Below are 16,062 nucleotides of genomic sequence, written 5' to 3' on the forward strand. Positions count from 1 at the left end.
CATCCAAGCATCTTCCGACAATGACGCGCCCAAGTTGTTACAACGATGTAAGAATGATATATTCAACGTTGTAAATACTGGAACAACGGATTGAGAAGGACTAAACATGGTTGTTTACAACAATCCGATCGTGCTTCAGCGCGCAGACCCCTGGGTGCTCAAGGTTGACGGCGAGTATTATTTCACCGCCTCCGATCCGGAATACAACTGCATCGCCATCCGGCACGCGTCGAGCATCAACGATCTGCAGAAGGCTCCGGAGACGGTGGTGTGGCGCAAGCACGAATCCGGCCCGGCAAGCATCTACATCTGGGCCCCCGAACTACACCGCATCAATGGCGCATGGTATATCTACTTCGCAGGCGCCGCAACGGATTTCGAAGCATCCGGCCTGCCGACGCACCGCATGTTCGTGCTGGAGAACACCGACGACGATCCAACTTCCGACAACTGGGTGGAGAAGGGCCAGATCATCACCCCGATCGACTCCTTCGCACTTGACGCCACCACCGAGGTGATCGATGGCGTGCAGTACTTGGTATGGGCGCAGAAGGATCCCGCCATCGAAGGCAACTCCAATCTGTATATCGCCAAGATGGCCAATCCGTGGACGCTGGGCAGCGAGCCCGTCATGCTGACCAAGCCGGAATACGACTGGGAATGCATCGACTTCCTGGTCAACGAAGGACCGGCCTTCCTGTTCCATGAGAACAAGATCTACATCACGTATTCCGCCTCCGGCACCGGAGTTCCGTACGCCGTGGGGCTGTTGACCGCCGAGCGCGGCAGCGATCTGCTGGACAAGGCCTCCTGGACTAAGAGCCCGGTGCCGGTGTTCAAGACCTGCGCCGAGAACGGTCAGTATGGTCCGGGCCACAATTCATTCACCAAGTCCGAGGACGGCACCGAGGACCTGATGATCTACCACTGCCGCAACTACACGGAAATCAAGGGCGATCCGCTGTTCGACCCGAATCGCCACGCGCGCGTCGGTGTGGTCAAGTGGACCGCCGACGGTCCGGATTTCGGCGTGCCGGAACTTGATAATCTGTGGACCCCCACTACCACGGACGTGTTGCCCGCTGATGGTGGCCCGCTTGCGGGAACTCCGGCCGTAGGCCACTGAGGGGCGTGGCCGGAGGGGGCACCCCGTCTATAACCCCATCCATAAAGCTGGCTGTTGTCGTCGGCGTGTTACCGTTTGTACAACGATGAAAATAGCTGTATAATCAAAATTACAACGTTGCAAATGAGCAGGGAGGCTCAATCGAAAAGGATTCTTCCCATTCGGATTGCAACGAGGAGCGGTCCGGCGATGGTCCGTTGAGGAATAAGGAAGGAAACAATGTCTACATCCAGGCATCTTACCGGGTTGCGGCGCTTTGCCAAGGCTGCCGTAGCCGTGTGTGCGTCACTTGGACTTGTGCTTGCCGCCGGAGGCTGTGGTGCCTCTTCGGGTGAAAGCAAGACCATTTACTTCTGGAACAATCTGGTGGGCGATGACGGTCCTGCAATGCAGCGCATCGTCAAGGAATACAACGCCCAGAGCGATTACAAGGTCGTTTTCCAGCCGATGAACGGCGGCGATCTGACCACGAAGATCTATTCCGTGATGCAGACCGGCAAGAACATCCCCGACATCATCATCGGCGACCAGTTCCAGACCGCCGTTCTGCAGTCCCAAGGTCTGCTCGACACCATGGACGATTGGCAGAAGGTCGCCCCGGACCTCAAGGAAAGCAGCTTCCTGCCCGCCACTTGGAAGGGCGTCACCGTCAATGGCAAGGCCTACGGCATTCCGCTGTATCTGTACCAGATGGCCATCTACTACAACAAGGACCTGGTCAAGAAGTACAACCTGCAGTACATCCTCGACGACGGATTCGTCACCATCGACGAGATCAAGGACCTCAAGGGCAAGCTGCCCAAGGGCACCTACGCGCTGACTTACGGCAATCTGCCGTGGGCCTTCATGTCCCTGCTGTACGGCGCGGGCGGCACGCTTGAGAACGATATGGACGACCTGACCAAGGACGTGTGGCGCAAGCCCATGGAGAAGCTCAAGGAGGCGTACGACGCCGGTGTGATCGCCCCGATGGACGTCGACGGCGAGCAGGCGTTCGGTTCCGGCAAGGCCGTGTTCGCGCAGCTTGGCACGTGGGCGCAGGGCAATATGTCCAACACCTTGGGCGCCGACAAGATCGCGGAAGCTAACACCCTGCAGTACAGCGCCGACAATCCGGTGAACTTCTTCTACCAGTGCAACTGGATGCAGTTGAAGGATCCGCACCGCTCCGCGGCGAAATCCGCAGCCGCCGCCGACTTTGTCAAGTACGTGTACGAGCACTGGATGGATTGGTCTGAGGTCGGTTCCATCTCGCCGGCATACCGCGATCTGAACAACCCGAAGTACCAGAAGCTGATCCAGGCGTCCTTCACCAACAGCAAGAAGGAACGCGACTACATCAAGACCTCCAACTACCTCTACGGAGGCTATGCGACCGCTGGTTGGGGCACATACAACGACATCGTCTACGGCAATGTTGGTCTTGAAGAAGGTCTGAAGACCCTCGACCTCATGGCCCAGGGCCAAATCGAGATTCAGGAGGAATCGTGATGAGCAAGGCATCTACGATCGGATCCGCAAAATCATCCATGAAGCGCAAGAACTCCATCTGGCACGCGCTGCCGTACATCGCTCCGCACTTCATCATCTTCGCCGTCTTCGGCATCATCCCGATTATCTTCGGCATTGGACTGGCGTTCACCCGTTGGAACATGGTCGGTGCGCCGAAGTTCGTCGGCCTGCAGAACTTCGCGAAGATCTTCGACCCCAGCACCTATTTCTACTCGATCTTCTGGCGTGACCTCGGCCACACTCTGCTCTTCGTGCTGGTCAGCGTGCCGCTGACCATCATCGTGCCGCTGCTGCTCGCCGTGGCGCTCAGCAAGAAGGGACTCAAGGGCGCCGGTCTGTTCCAGGCGATCTTCTACATCCCCGGCCTGATCTCCATCGCCGCCGGCGCACTGGTCTGGCGCATGGTCTTCAACTCCCAGTTCGGCCTGTTGAACACCACCTTCCACACCGACATCAACTGGCTCGGCAAGAACCCGTACGCATGGATCACCATCTTCGTGCTCGTGCTGTGGGCCGGCATCGGCGGAAACCTCGTCATCTACCGTTCCGCGCTCTCCGGCGTGGACGAGAGCCTCTACGAAGCCGCGAAGGTCGACGGAGCCGGTCCGGTCAGGATCTTCTTCTCCATCACTCTGCCGGAAATCAAGCTGCCGCTGTTCTACACCACCATCATGACCACCACGGGCGCCTTCAACGTGTGGGGCCAGCCGGTCATGCTGACCAACGGCGGGCCGAACTACCAGACCCAGGTGCTGCTGATGGATATCAGGAACCTCGCGTTCCCCGCCGGCCCTGCGGCCGCCGGCATGGCTTCCGCAATGGCATTGCTGCTGGGCATCATCCTGATGGCCATCGCCGCGATCCAGCTGATCTTCATGAATAAGGAGGACTGAAGATGTCCGCTGCAACCACAGTCAATGTCGCAAGCGCGGCAATTCCTGAAAACAAAACCAAAAAGGTCTCTCCGTCGCTGATCGCCGTCTATGTGGTGCTCGTCGTGCTGGCAGTCGTCTGGCTGCTTCCGGTGATCTACACCGTGACGACTTCGTTCAAGTCGGTGGCCGAATTCACCTCCAACGCGTTCAACTTCCTGCCCGCGAAGTGGGTGCTTGACAACTACATGACGCTGATCGAGGCATCCGCCAGCTACCCGGTCCTGAACTGGCTGGGCAACTCGCTGATCATCTCGACCGTGTTCGCAGTGCTGTCCGTGTGCATCGTCGCGCTCGCAGGCTTCGGCTATTCCCGTCTGAACTTCAAGTACCGCGATACGCTGTTCTTCGTCCTGCTGCTCATCTCGATGTTCCCTGCCGTGGTCAACATGATTCCGCAGTACCGCATCATCGCCTCCCTCGGCTGGGTCAACACCTACTGGGCCTGCATCATCCCTGGCCTGGGCAACGTGGCGAACATCTTCCTGGTGCGCAACTTCATGAAGGGCATCCCGAAGGAACTGGACGAGGCGGCCGAAATCGACGGCGCCACTGATTTCCAGATCTTCACCCGCATCATGCTGCCGGCCATCCGCCCGATTCTGATCGTCATCTTCCTGTTCAGCTTCACCGGCGCTTGGAACGACTTCCTGTGGCCGACCTTGGTGTTCAACGACATCAACAAGATGCCGGTCACCGCTGGTCTGCAGCTGCTGAGCAACCAGATGGGCCAGTACAACCAGATGGGCTCCCTGATGGCGGCCACCTGCATGGCCATCATCCCGACCCTGCTGCTGTTCCTGTTCGCGCAGAAGTACTTCCTGCAGTCCCTGAACATCACCTCCGGCCTCAAGGGCTGATACCGGCCGAGTGAGATAATGCACAGGTCCGTCCCCAAACGGACGGGCCTGTGATTTTATCTTTCCCGAGCTGCGCATCGCACATCGGATGAGGCCACACCACGGAAAGGACCGATATGAATCCGCAAGGCAACACCATGCAGCCGCCGGCACCATTGGCTCGCAAGGCGGAACGAGTGCTGATGACCATCGCCGCCGCCTACAACGTGATCATGGCGTCCATCACACTGTTCATGTTCACCAGCTGGTTCAAAGGCCAAGCCTACGATCTGCTGGAACATAACGGTTTGCTGAAAACGGACTATTCCGCGGTGGACAACGCCTCGACGGTGGTGGGCATCTACGCGCTGCTGGTGCTGATTATCGGCATCGTCAGCTTCATCATGTCCATGCGGTGTCTCGCTCCCGGCACCACCAGCCGGTGGGTGATCATCTGGCTGGCAATCGTGGTGGTCTTCTCCCTGGGCACGATGGACCTCATCGGCCTTGCACTGTATTCCATCACCCTGGTCATCTATCTGGCCCGCAACAAGGCCATCGCGGCGCAGCAGGATGCGATCCGCACATGGGCCCGCACGCATCAGGGCTAATCCTCCTTCCCGAAGAAAGCTGTCGCTCTCGTGGCGGCGGCTTTTTTCGTATCCGCGCATGTTGACGCGGTACGTTATCGAACACGCAATTCACTTATCCAATTCATTCATTCACAACCACAAGGTGGGACCATGACCGACACAACCGACGACTACGGCTATCTGCTCGTCCACTTCATCGAGGATCCGGACGGCTACGCCGAGAAGATTTACATGGATATATCCGACGGTGACAATCCGCACCGTTGGGTGCCGCTCAACGATGGAAAGCCTGTGCTGGCTTCGCATCTCGGTACCACAGGCGTGCGCGATCCGCATATCATCCGCAATCCCGACACCGGCACGTGGTATATCATCGCCACCGATCTGCGTGTGTTCGGAGGCGACGGCGGCGGCTGGTACGAGTGGAGCCACCACGCCAGCACGAATCTCATCATCTGGGAATCCGACGATCTGCTCCATTGGAGCGAGCCGCGCATGCTCGACGTGTCCCGCAAGCCGGACGGCTCCCATCTGGAGCTCGGCATGGCCTGGGCCTGCGAATGCCTTTGGGTGCCGGACTACTATCCGCAAGGCCATCACGGTGGGCGCGGCGCATTCGTCATGTATTGGTCCAGCACCGTGTTCAATGATGCGGACAAGGCTCACGACGACAAGAACGTCTACTGCACCGTGCTGTGGGGCGCCACCACCGATTTCACGCAGGACACGTTCGAATATGGTGGCGTGTTCATCGACAACCACGGTGACGCCATCGACACCACGATGATCCAACGTCCGCTGCCTGATGGTGGTGTGCGCACGTACCGCATCACCAAAGACAATGCGCATGGCACCGGCATCTGGATGGACCGCACCGACGCGAAGCGCTGGTGGGAGCCGGGAACGACCTGGACCAAGGTGCAGGACCGGATTGGCGCAGGCTACGTGCCGGACGGCAACCCCGGCGGCGTGGAAGGTCCTGCGGTGTTCGCCAACCACCACAACAACGGTGGACCGGACGACGAATGGTACTTGTTCGTGGACGTGATTCCGTCGATCGGATACCGTCCGATGGTCAGCCGCGATCTCGATCAGGGCTGGATGCCGTTGCAGGCGGACGATTACTTCCTCACCGCGCATACGAAGCACGGTGGCGTCGCCTCGCTGACGCGCGCCGAATACGACCGTCTCGCCCGGTATGTGCATGCATTCTGACGAACGACGCTGACGACCGTGCGCCCGCGTGTGCACGCGGCAAAACCAAGGGGGCTTCCCGGAATAACCGGGAAGCCCCCTTTGCGTGTTCGCTGACCGCGACGGCAATCGCAGTCAGCGACTGCTATTGCTGCGATGTATCGCTATTGGCGCCGTTATTACCGGAATTATCGCCACTGGTTCCTCCGCCATTGCCACCGTTGGTGTCGTTACCGTCGCCGTTAGCGGGGATACCGCCACTATTACCGCCGTCGCCACCGCCCTGACCGGTATTCTGCGTTTCCTCGGTCTGATTCGGCGTGGTCTGTTGGGTGTTCTCCTCGGTGCGCGGAGTCACGGTGGTCTGCTGCTTTCTAGTCCAGGTCTTCTGCGCGCCGGTGCCCCACGTACCGTCCGGTCCGCCGACCTTGCCGTTATCGGTGGCGTCGGGGAACGTTTCGTTCGGCGTATCGGCCAGTGCCTGCTTCATGTATTCGGTGAAGAGATGCACGGGGTAATCGCTGCCGCCGGTCCAGCTGCCGAATGCGGGAATCTCCTGCGGGTTGCCGTTGTCGTCCGGATACCACATCGCCACAGAAGTCAGCATGGACGGCGTGTAGCCGATGAAGCTCGCTGCGTTGGAATCGTTTGCGGTGCCTGACTTGCCGGCAATGGTGTGCCCAGTGGCACGCGCCTCGGTGGCGGTGCCTCGCTGGACCACGCCGGTAAGCGCCTTCGTCACGAGATTCGCGTTGTTCGCTTCGAACGTCTGCTCCGCCGAGGTCGGCGCGTTGTACAGGTCGGTGCCGTTCGCCGTCTGCACTTGGGCAACGATATGCAGCGTCGGCTTGTTGCCTTGGTTGGCCAGTGTGGCGTATCCCTGCGTCATGTCCTTGAGGGTCAGGCCGTTGTTGCCGAGCACGGTGAACGGGTTGGAACCATCCAAAGACGAATCGTCAACGCCGGCCTGCCGTGCGGTTTCGGCGATTTTCTGCGCGCCGAGCTTGGTTTGCAGATCCATGTACACGGTGTTCGAGGATTGTTCCGTCGCCGTGTACAGGTTCACGTATCCCAGATTCTCGCCGCCGTAGTTGCTCACCGTTTCGGTGATGCCCGGGAACGTCCGGTACGAGTTGCCGTTGAAGTACGTGTTGAGGCTGACGCCTTCGTTGACGGCGGCCAGCAATGCGAACGGCTTCATGGTGGAGCCGACTTCGTACGTTGCCTGGGTGACGTTGTTGAGCTGCTTGGTCAGGTAGTCGTCTCCTGCGTACAGCGAGATGATGGAACCGTCCTTGGGGTTCACCGACAGCGCGCCGAACTGCATGCCGTCGGGCACGATGCCTTGCATGCCGTTTTGGGAGGGACTGATGGTGGAGAACATCAGGTCCTGCTTCGATTTGTCAATGGTGGTGACGATTTTGTAGCCGCCGGTTTCCAGGTCCTGCTTGCTGAACGCCTTGGTGTTGACGAGTTCGTTCTGCACCATCGTCAACAGGTATCCGTTCGGTCCGGACATCTGGTTGTTCTGTTGGATTTCGATGGTTTGCGGGAATTTCGCGGCTTTCTTCTCGTCCGGCGTGATGTAGCCGTCTTCGTCCATGATGTTCAGCACGCGCTTGTAACGTTTTTCAGCTTGCTTGGGATTCACGTCGGGGGTCCATACGCTCGGCGCGGGAATGATGCCGGCAAGCATGGCCGCTTCGGAGAGCGTCAGATCCTTCGCGTCCTTGCCGAAGTACGCTTTGGCCGCTGCCTGGATGCCGTATGCGCCACGGCCGAGATAGATGGTGTTCATGTAGTTGCACAACACCTGGCTCTTGTCCTGTGCTTGGGCGATTTTGACCGCCAGGAACGCCTCACGCAGTTTGCCCACGTACGAGGTGGTTTCGCCCAGATAATAGCGTTCCGCATACTGCTGGGTGATGGTGGAACCGCCCTGCCTGCTACCGGTGGTCAGGTTGTTGTAGAACGCGCGTGCGATGCCGATCGGATCGATGCCCTTATTGGTATAGAAGGAGCGGTCTTCCGAAGCCACAATCGCGTTGCCGACGTAGTCGGGCAGGTCTGCGCAGCTGATGATTTCGCGATTCTGCTCCGCATAGCTGCCGATCGGCGTGGTGCCGTCGTTGTAATACACGGTCGTCTTTTCAGCCAGCGCGAACTTTTCCGGCTGCGGGATTTCCGTGGTGATGTACATGTAGGCGAACAGGCCGATACCTGCCGCGATGAGCGCCGCGAAGATGCCGAGCACCCATTTGAGCACGAGATGCTTGTGTTTTCTGGTCTTTTTGGGTGCGCGATGCGAAGTGTGCTTCGGCCCCTGGGGCGGCTTGCTCAGCACTTCTCCATGGACCCCGTAGGTGGTGCCCACCCGTGGCGTCGTGGACGTTGCGCTGCCGCTGCGGGCGCTTTTTGAGCGTGAGCTGACACTTCGTGTTCGTGAAACCATGGTTTCCACCGTAGCCGAACGACCTGAAAAACAAGGGTGTAGATGGTGCTGTCCGACTGGAAAAACATGTTTTTGCGCAGCTTTTTTACAAATCGACAATCTGTTGACGACTGCCGTAATATGGCCGTTTTTCAGTGATTTTTCAGTTTACAATGCGGTTGTGGGTATGCTTGGGGATTGGTATACCTGCGAAATGCATAACAGAGGAGTCGTTTTCAGATGAGCATTCGAGTGGCTATCGCCGGCGTGGGCAATTGCGCCTCGTCGCTGGTGCAGGGCGTTGAGTATTACAAGGACACCAAGGACGAGGATAAGATTCCCGGCCTGATGCACAACAATTTCGGTGGCTACCGCGTGCGTGACATCGAATTCGTCACCGCGTTCGACGTCGATGCGCTGAAGGTGGGCAAGGACCTGTCCGAGGCGATCGGAGCCTCCCAGAACAACACCATCAAGTTCGCGGACGTGCCGAATCTGGGTGTGGAGGTGCTGCGTGGCCCGACCAACGACGGTTTGGGCGAGTACTACCGTCAGATGATTACGGAGTCGGACGCCGAGCCGGTGGATGTGGCGCAGGTGCTGCGTGACAAGAAGGTCGACGTGCTGGTTTCCTACCTGCCGGTTGGTTCCGAGAAGGCGGACAAGGCTTACGCTCAGGCCGCTATGGACGCTGGCTGTGCGTTCGTGAACTGCCTGCCGGTGTTCATCGCCTCCGATCCGGAGTGGGCGCAGAAGTTCCGTGACGCTGGTGTGCCGATCGTCGGCGACGATATCAAGTCGCAGGTCGGCGCCACCATCACGCACCGCGTGCTGGCCCGTCTGTTCGAGGATCGCGGCGTGCGTCTGGATCGTACGTACCAGCTTAACGTCGGCGGCAACATGGACTTCATGAACATGCTGCAGCGTTCCCGTCTGGAGTCCAAGAAGATCTCCAAGACCCGCGCCGTCACTTCCGTGGTGCCGCACGACATGGATCCGCACAACGTGCATATCGGCCCGTCCGATTACGTGGCTTGGCTTGACGACCGCAAGTTCGCGTTCGTGCGTTTGGAAGGCACCACGTTCGGCGATGTGCCGCTGAACCTCGAATACAAGCTCGAGGTGTGGGATTCCCCGAATTCCGCCGGTATTGTGATCGACGCCGTGCGCGCGGCCAAGATTGCGCTCGACCGCCACCTGGCCGGTCCGGTGCTGGCTCCGAGCTCCTACTTCATGAAGTCCCCGGCCGTGCAGCATGAGGATGGCGAGGCTCGCCGCTTGGTGGAGGAATTCATCAAGGGCGATGTCGAAGGCACCGAAGAGCAGCTTGACGCCGATGTGGCGGCCGCGAAGGCCGCCGGCAAGGATGTGTGGCGCGCATAGCGTGCGTTGCTGACGGCAGACTTGCGATGGCAATGACAACCCATCTCGTAGGCCTCGACCCACTCGCCTGATTCGTAGGCAGAATCAGCATATAATGAAAATCCCTATGGCCTGGGGTAATGCCATAGGGATTTTTGTTGTCCCGGAACGCTGCGGCGGTGGTGGCCAATGGTCGTACACCGCAGCAGCACGAACGGGGAATCATATGTTGCGCAATGTATATCGCGTCACTTTTTGAGGAGTGGTTCGACCTGCTGCTCGTACGCGGTCAACGCGGTGTCGATCACATTGTGCATGTCGTAGTACTTGTACGTGCCCAGACGGCCGCCGAACACCGTGAGCGGCTCGGCCTTCGCGAGCTCCTCGTACCTCGCGTACAACGCCTTGTCGGCCTCCGTGTTGATCGGATAATACGGCTCGTCGCCACGCTCGGCGAAACGGCTGTACTCCTCCCACACCACGGTCCTGTCCGGGTTCTGCGAAGCCCTGCGCTCCGGGTTGAAGTTCTTGAACTCGATCGCGCGCGTGTACGGCACGTCCGCGTCGGAGAAGTTCATCACCGGGCATCCGAAATGGTCGCCCTCGTCGTAACGCACCTCCCTGAAGTCCACCGTGCGCCACTTCAGCTCGCCGAGCGAGTAGTCGAAGTAGCGGTCCACCGGACCCGTGTACACCACCGGCACGCCCGCCGCGGCCAAGGCCTTCCTGTTGTACGGCTGGGACTCGTCGAAGAAGTCGGTCCTGAGGGTCACGTGGATGCGCGGATCGTCGATCATGCGCTCCATCCACGCGGTGTAGCCGTCCGTGGGCAGGCCCTCCCACGTGTCCCTGAAATACCGGTTGTCGTAGTTGAACCGCACCGGCAGACGGTTGATGATGCCCGCGGGCAGGTCCTTCGGATCGGTCTGCCACTGCTTGCCCGTGTAGTTCTTGATGAACGCCTCGTACAGCGGACGGCCGATCAGCGAAATGCCCTTGTCGTTGAGGTTCTTCGGGTCCGTGCCCGCCAATTCGCCGGCCTGCCCGTCGACCAGGGCCTTCGCCTCGGCCGGCGTGTAGTGCGCGTGGAAGAACTGGTTGATGGTGCCCAGGTTGATCGGCAGGGGATACACCTCGCCGTCGTGCGTGGCGTACACGCGGTGCACGTAGTCCGTGAAGCTTGTGAAACGGTTCACATAGTCCCAGACCCTCTTGTTGGACGTGTGGAACAGGTGCGCGCCGTACTTGTGGATCTCCGCGCCGGTCTCCTCGTCCATGTAGCTGTACGCGTTGCCGCCGATATGGTCGCGCACGTCGATGATCTCGACCCCCACGCCCAGATGCTCGACGGCCTGCTGGGCCACGGTCAGGCCGAACAGGCCCGCGCCCACGACCACCAGATCGGGATACTCCACCGCATCAGTCATAAGAAAACAACCTTCCAAACGTTATCGATGCTTATCGCAGCCACGCAAACGCACAGGGGTGGCGTGCGATTCCTTCTCAAGTGTACCCGTGCGTCTAGTCGGTGCGGCGAGGTCCGGGCATGGTGTAATATGGCAAGAGCCTCCGCGTGGCGGTATGTCACCCAACTCCCCCAGGGCAGGAATGCAGCAAGGGTAAGTGGCCTCTTCCGGGTGCGTGGAGGTTTTTCTATATCTTCTCCGATTCGTTCCCACAGTAGGGGCGATGCCGTATTCTCGGTGACTATGACCAACGAATTCAAGCCACTTGTCCGAGATCCACAGCAGCCTGTGAACATGCTTCAGCAGCCCACGGCAGCAACGCCTGCGGAACCGTTGGAATCGTTGTCGTTCCCTGATATGCGCGAAGTCGAGGCGGTGCTTTCTCCGCAGGATGTCAACAAAGGCTTGGCTCAGGCGGATCCGCTGACCCGCCATCCGCGCGTGTCCAGCATCGTGCTGTGCGTGGTGTTCGGTCTGCTGATGCTTGCCGCTTCCGCCGGCGTCTGGTGGCTTGGCGTGCGTACCATGGACGGCCAAAGCTATGAGGATATCGTCTGGTCGAAACTCGATACCGCGTTGCCGGGTTGGCTGGCGCCGGTCGTGCACGTCTTCGCCATTTCCGCAGTGGTCATCACCACCAGCGTCATCATGGGGGCAATCGCGTTTGCCGTGCTGATCGTGCGCAAACGGTGGCTGTCGATCGCGCAGCTCGCTGTATTCGGAGGCCTGTGTTTCGCCGCGGCCGAACTGTTGAAGCCGCTGCTGCCACGCCCGTATCTTATTAATTTGGAATCGAATCCTAATAATTCCGCGCCTTCCGGGCATGTCATCCTTGCCGCTGCGGCAAGCGTGATGCTGCTGTGCGCCGTGCCGCGCGTGCTGCGTGCGCTGGTGGCGGTGATTGGTTGGGCGTATACGGTGCTGGTCGGATTGTCGGTGATCGCGGCGCAATGGCATCGTCCGACCGACGTGATTATGGCGCTGCTGATCGTCGGCGGACTGGCGTTGCTGGCGCTTGCCACCACGTTCGCCAGCAGCATGGATGAGCCGGGCACGCGCGTCTCGTCGGCAAGCGTGCAGATCGTCGGCAGTGTGATGCTGACGATTGGCGTATTGGGCATCCTGTACGGCGCGTATATCATCTGGCAGATTCAGCCGGGACTCGCCATGAGCGCCGAATGGACGAATGCCGGCGCGTGCGCCTCCACGGCGCTGCTGACGGCCGCCGATTCCGCGCTGGTGCTTGGCATAACGCTCGCCATGCGTCAGCTGACCGCCTCGCCGTTGACGAAACTGGGTTTGGTGGGAGCGCCGCCCGCGCCGCCGAAGCGCTGAAAACAGCCGGTTCCGGGCATGCTGCCGTCCATGCGCCACACGGGCGGTTTGCCATTTCTCCGTATTCAGTGAGTATTATTGCGTTGCAAACACTAGTAATAAGGAGTGGCTATGGCTACCGGCAGCAAGCTCGTTATTGTGGAGTCTCCTACCAAGGCGAAGAAGATTGGCGGATACTTGGGCTCCGGATACACGGTCATGGCATCGGTCGGCCATATCCGCGACCTTGCTCAGCCCAGCCAGGTGCCGGCGGCCGAGAAAGCCAAGTACGGCAAGTTCGGCGTGGATATCGAAGACGGATTCAAGCCGTATTACATCGTGGACGGCAACAAGAAGAAAACCGTTGCCGACCTGAAAAGCGCGCTGAAGAAGGCAGACACCCTCTACCTCGCCACTGATGAGGATCGCGAAGGTGAGGCGATCGCATGGCATCTTGTGCAGACGCTGAAGCCGAAGGTGCCCGTCAAGCGCATGGTGTTCCACGAGATCACGCCGGAAGCGATCAAGGCGTCGCTGAACAACACGCGTGATGTGGACGCCGCCATGGTGGACGCCCAGGAAACCCGTCGTATTCTGGACCGTCTGTACGGCTATGAGCTGTCCCCGGTGCTGTGGCGCAAAGTCGGTCCGGGCCTGTCAGCGGGCCGCGTGCAGTCCGTGGCCACCCGTCTGATCGTGGAACGTGAGCGTGAGCGCATGGCGTTCGTGCGTGCCCCCTATTGGGATGTCACCGCCACGCTGGAAGCGCCCGACGCCGACGGTAACAATGTCGCATTCGATTCTCGCATGGTGTCGCTTGGCGGCCGTCGTTTGGCCGGTTCCAAGGATTTCGGCGATGATGGCCAGCTGACCGCCGCCGGCGTCAAAGACAACGTCGTGCAGCTGGACGAAACGCACGCGAATGCGATCGCGCGATCGCTGGAATATGCGACGTTCACCGTCTCGTCGATGGAAACCAAGCCGTACCGTCGCCGTCCGGTGCCGCCGTTCACCACGTCCACGCTGCAGCAGACGGCCGGCAATCGCCTCGGCATGAGCTCGCGCCAGACCATGCGTGCCGCGCAGGGCCTGTACGAAAACGGTTTCATCACGTACATGCGTACCGATTCGGTGACGCTGTCGCAGGAGGCGATCGCGGCCGCCCGTGAAGCGGTGTCGCGGCACTTCGGCGAAAAGTACTTGTCCGATGCGCCCAAGCAGTACGCCACGAAGACGGCGGGCGCGCAGGAAGCCCATGAATGTATCCGACCGGCGGGCGCGCATTTCCGCGATCCGGCTGAAATCGCCACCAAAGTGCCGGCCGACCAGCTCAAGCTGTACACCCTGATCTGGCAGCGCACGCTGGCCTGCCAGATGGCCGATGCGACCGGTTCCACCGCCACCGTGCGTCTGTCCGCGCCGACCGAATCCGACGGCGAGGCCATGTTCCAGGCGTCCGGCACCGTCATCGAATTCCCCGGCTTCATGAAGGCCACCGGCGAGGGCCGCCGTAGCGTTGTCGACGCGAAGAAGAGCGCCGAAGCGGCGGGCGTGAAGGTGGACTCGAAGACCACCGGCAGTGCGAAGGCTTCGAAGAAGATCGATGACAGCGTTTCCCTGCCGCCGATGCAGCCGGGCGACGAGCTTGCCGCCGTGGACGTTGCCGCGGACGGCCACGAGACCCAGCCGCCGGCGCGCTACACCGAAGCGTCGCTCGTCAAAACGTTGGAACAGAAGGAAATCGGCCGTCCGTCCACGTATGCGAGCATCATCTCCACAATCATCGACCGCGGGTACGTGTACGAGCGTGGCCGTGCGCTGATTCCGTCCTGGCTGGCGTTCTCCGTCACCAAACTGCTTGAAACGAAGTTCCCGAAGTATGTGGATTACGAGTTCACCGCCGATATGGAAACCGGCCTCGACCAGATTGCTGGTGGCCATGAGACCGGCAAGGCGTGGCTGACCCGCTTCTACTTCGGTTCCGGCGATGGTGCGGCCCAGTCCGCCGACGAGGCGCATGAGGGCCTGCAGCAGCAGGTGGCGCAGCTTGGCGAGATTGATGCGCGTGAGATCAACACCATCGATATCGGCGATGGCCTGCACGTGCGCGTCGGCCGTTATGGCCCGTATCTTGAGGACATGAAGCATCTGGATGCGGAAGGCAATCCGAAGCGCGCCTCGCTGCCGGATACGCTCGCTCCGGATGAGCTGACCGTCGAGGTCGGCCACGATCTGATTGAAAACCATTCCGGTGGGCCGCGTGAACTGGGCAAGGACCCGGCGTCCGGCGGCACCGTCGAGGTACGCAATGGCCGGTTCGGCCCGTACGTGGCGTTGGTCATGCCGAGCGCGGAAGATGCCGGCGATACCGCTGCCGAGTCCGCCGCAGGCAAGGCGGGCAAGACGAAGCGTTCCGGCGGTAAGAAGGCGGCTTCCGACCGTCCGAAGATGGCGTCGCTGTTCAAGACGATGAGTTCCGAATCGCTGACGTTGGAAGACGCGCTGAAACTGCTGAGCCTGCCGCGCGAAGTCGGCTCCTACGATGAGGCGAACGCCGAAACCGGCGAAATGCAAACGGTTACGGTCATGGCCAACAATGGCCGTTACGGCCCGTACCTGACCAAGACCGGTGCCGACGGCAAGTCCGACACGCGTTCGCTGGCTTCCGAAGACGAGATCTTCACCGTCGACTTGGAGAAGGCCAAGGAACTGTTCGCGCAGCCGAAGTACGGACGCGGTCGCGGACGTGGCGCGGCCAAGCCGCCGTTGCGCGACTTGGGCACCGATCCGGAAACCCAGAAGCACGTGACCATCAAGGACGGCTTCTACGGCGCGTACATCACCGACGGCGAGACAAACCGTACACTGCCGAAGCAGTATGCGCCCGAATCGATCGAACCGGCCGAGGCGTTCCGCCTGCTGGCGGAGAAGCGCGCGCAGGGGCCGTCGAAGCGTCGTGGCCGCAAGACGGCTGCGAAGGGAGCCAAGAAGGGCGCTGCCAAAGGAGCGAAATCCGCGAAGAAGGTGAGCGCGACCGAACAGGCGCGTGCCGACCGCCGTGCCAAGGTGCGTGAACTGGCCGACAAGGGTTGGGCGAATACGCGTATAGCGAAGGAGATCGGCTCCACCGCGTCCACCGTGAAGGCTGACGTCGACTGGCTGACCGCCAACGAAGGCTACGCGCGTCCTGAAGTCGTTCCCGCACGCTGACGTTATGCGGCGCGCGAAACGTCGCACGATCTGATGTTCCGCAAGACAATCGGCATCGTGCGACACCAAGCCGTGGGCCGAAT

The 16,062-nt window shown here is 60.4% G+C and carries 11 protein-coding genes and 1 other RNA gene; 10 read left to right on the forward strand and 2 right to left on the reverse strand.

Features of this window, described 5'->3' with window-relative positions; all coding sequences use genetic code 11:
* The first annotated feature begins 106 nt into the window (after nt 1-106).
* The 6 genes from KSX58_RS03705 (at nt 107) to KSX58_RS03730 (ending at nt 6,217) form a co-directional block, all read left to right on the forward strand.
* On the forward strand, nt 107-1,126 hold the full coding sequence (locus KSX58_RS03705; protein ID WP_151908289.1) for a family 43 glycosylhydrolase: 1,020 nt from the start codon (nt 107-109) through the stop codon (nt 1,124-1,126).
* 219 nt (nt 1,127-1,345) lie between these two features.
* On the forward strand, nt 1,346-2,617 hold the full coding sequence (locus tag KSX58_RS03710) for an ABC transporter substrate-binding protein (RefSeq protein WP_029577006.1): 1,272 nt from the start codon (nt 1,346-1,348) through the stop codon (nt 2,615-2,617).
* The gene (locus KSX58_RS03715) at nt 2,617-3,531 is read left to right on the forward strand and encodes a carbohydrate ABC transporter permease (protein ID WP_236836779.1); all 915 of its coding nucleotides are present in this window, start codon (nt 2,617-2,619) and stop codon (nt 3,529-3,531) included. Before KSX58_RS03710 ends, KSX58_RS03715 begins: the two co-directional genes overlap by 1 nt.
* Before the next feature lie 2 nt (nt 3,532-3,533).
* A complete protein-coding gene (locus KSX58_RS03720; RefSeq protein WP_003807524.1) occupies nt 3,534-4,430 on the forward strand; it encodes a carbohydrate ABC transporter permease in 897 nt (298 codons plus the stop codon).
* Between the two features lie 116 nt (nt 4,431-4,546).
* Complete coding sequence (locus tag KSX58_RS03725; protein ID WP_029577009.1) at nt 4,547-5,020, forward strand: hypothetical protein; 474 nt, start codon at nt 4,547-4,549, stop codon at nt 5,018-5,020.
* Nucleotides 5,021-5,152: 132 nt separating this feature from the next.
* Complete coding sequence (locus tag KSX58_RS03730) at nt 5,153-6,217, forward strand: glycoside hydrolase family 43 protein (RefSeq protein ID WP_217735803.1); 1,065 nt, start codon at nt 5,153-5,155, stop codon at nt 6,215-6,217.
* Nucleotides 6,218-6,341: 124 nt separating this feature from the next.
* On the opposite strand, the gene KSX58_RS03735 is transcribed toward KSX58_RS03730, so the two are convergent.
* On the reverse strand, nt 6,342-8,648 hold the full coding sequence (locus KSX58_RS03735; RefSeq protein ID WP_217735804.1) for a transglycosylase domain-containing protein: 2,307 nt from the start codon (nt 8,646-8,648) through the stop codon (nt 6,342-6,344).
* A 219-nt stretch (nt 8,649-8,867) separates the two neighbouring features.
* Here KSX58_RS03735 and KSX58_RS03740 point away from each other — a divergent pair, with 219 nt between their 5' ends.
* Nucleotides 8,868-10,010, forward strand: coding sequence for an inositol-3-phosphate synthase (locus tag KSX58_RS03740; protein WP_080863390.1), 1,143 nt, complete (start codon nt 8,868-8,870; stop codon nt 10,008-10,010).
* A 227-nt stretch (nt 10,011-10,237) separates the two neighbouring features.
* Here KSX58_RS03740 and glf read toward each other — a convergent pair whose 3' ends face one another.
* A complete protein-coding gene (glf, locus tag KSX58_RS03745) occupies nt 10,238-11,416 on the reverse strand; it encodes a UDP-galactopyranose mutase (RefSeq protein WP_217735805.1) in 1,179 nt (392 codons plus the stop codon).
* A gap of 133 nt (nt 11,417-11,549) precedes the next feature.
* Between glf and ffs the strand changes: the two genes are divergently transcribed.
* The 3 genes from ffs (at nt 11,550) to topA (ending at nt 15,979) form a co-directional block, all read left to right on the forward strand.
* Nucleotides 11,550-11,646: signal recognition particle sRNA small type (ffs, locus tag KSX58_RS03750), an RNA gene on the forward strand.
* Nucleotides 11,647-11,698: 52 nt separating this feature from the next.
* Nucleotides 11,699-12,790 carry a phosphatase PAP2 family protein gene (locus KSX58_RS03755; RefSeq protein WP_055680135.1) on the forward strand — a complete coding sequence of 364 codons (1,092 nt, stop codon included), beginning with the start codon at nt 11,699-11,701 and terminating at the stop codon, nt 12,788-12,790.
* A 111-nt stretch (nt 12,791-12,901) separates the two neighbouring features.
* Nucleotides 12,902-15,979 (forward strand): type I DNA topoisomerase, encoded by a 3,078-nt coding sequence (gene topA, locus KSX58_RS03760; RefSeq protein ID WP_217735806.1) that lies wholly within the window; start codon nt 12,902-12,904, stop codon nt 15,977-15,979.
* The last annotated feature ends 83 nt before the right edge of the window (nt 15,980-16,062 follow it).

This window comes from Bifidobacterium sp. MSK.17.10 (assembly GCF_019129655.1).
Lineage (GTDB): Bacteria > Actinomycetota > Actinomycetes > Actinomycetales > Bifidobacteriaceae > Bifidobacterium > Bifidobacterium adolescentis.